This is a genomic window from Oleiphilus sp. HI0067, assembly GCF_001635735.1.
In genome coordinates, this window is the sequence record NZ_LWFI01000724.1 from 1 (window position 1) to 1,098 (window position 1,098).

Annotated in this window: 1 protein-coding gene; it reads left to right on the plus strand. The window is 47.8% G+C overall.

Annotation, left to right across the window (positions count from 1 at the left end; translation table 11 throughout):
- On the plus strand, positions 1–1,098 hold a 1,098-nt coding region (locus A3739_RS08050), incomplete at both ends, for a cadherin-like domain-containing protein (RefSeq protein ID WP_156502464.1).

Consider the following 1,098-nt stretch of genomic DNA (forward strand, 5'->3'; position numbering starts at 1 on the left):
TTACTGATGCGGATTTACTTGCTCAGATTAACGGTGTCGATGGTAATGACCTGTCAATTACTGGTGTGCAAATTACCGATGGTGTCGGTGTACTTAGACAATCGAGCGATGGCACATATACCTATACGCCAGATCCAGATTTCTCTAGCGAAGCACAGATTAGCTTCGTGGCGAGTGACGATTTAAATAGCGTGACGAGTTTCGTGAATGTGAATGTCATCAACGCTGCGCCAGAAGTTGTTGCTGTAGATCAGGCATCAGATTATACAGTCGCCGAGGATGGATCGATTACATTCACAGAGTCAGAGTTGCTAACTGCTGTGGGTGCGACGGATGCTGATGGCGACACTATGACTGTTGAAGGCTTAGGTGTGCAGCCGGATAGTGGCACGGTGATCAACAATGGTGATGGCTCATGGACAGTATGGCCTGATTCTGACTTTGGCGGTAATATGGAGCTGACCTACATGGTGAACGATGGCACATATAGCACGCCCGCAACAGTGCTTCTTACAGTGACGCCAGAAAATGATGTGCCGACTGAAAGTACTCCATTGTATGTAGAGATGAATATGAACGGCACGACCACGCTGACACTCGACGAGTTGCTTGCCAATGTTACTGATGTTGATGGCGATACCCTATCAGTCAGTAACTTCCAGTCTGACAATGCAACGGTGAGCGATAATGGTGATGACTCCTATAGCATTGTGGCTGATGGTGACTTCCAAGGAACGGCTGGCATTACCTACGATGTGAGTGATGGCACAGAAACAATCCAAGCATCAATTAGCGCAAATGTGTCGCCTGCTGAGGATGGCCAAGTCGACGGTGAGGCAGCAGATTATACGGTTTCTCCTGGTGGTAGTTTGAACATTGCGATGCCAAGTTCAATTAGTGAGGATGATAGCGTGGATCATGTGATTGCGAGTGATCTTCCGGATGGCGCAACCATCAGCAATGGCCTTGAAGATAGTGATGGTAACTACGTGATCAGTGGCGATTTGAGTCAACCGATACAAGTTTCACTGGGTGATGGTTTCGAAGGCGATGTGTCGATCAATGTCATAGGTTATGACGCCTTAGACCAAACTGTCG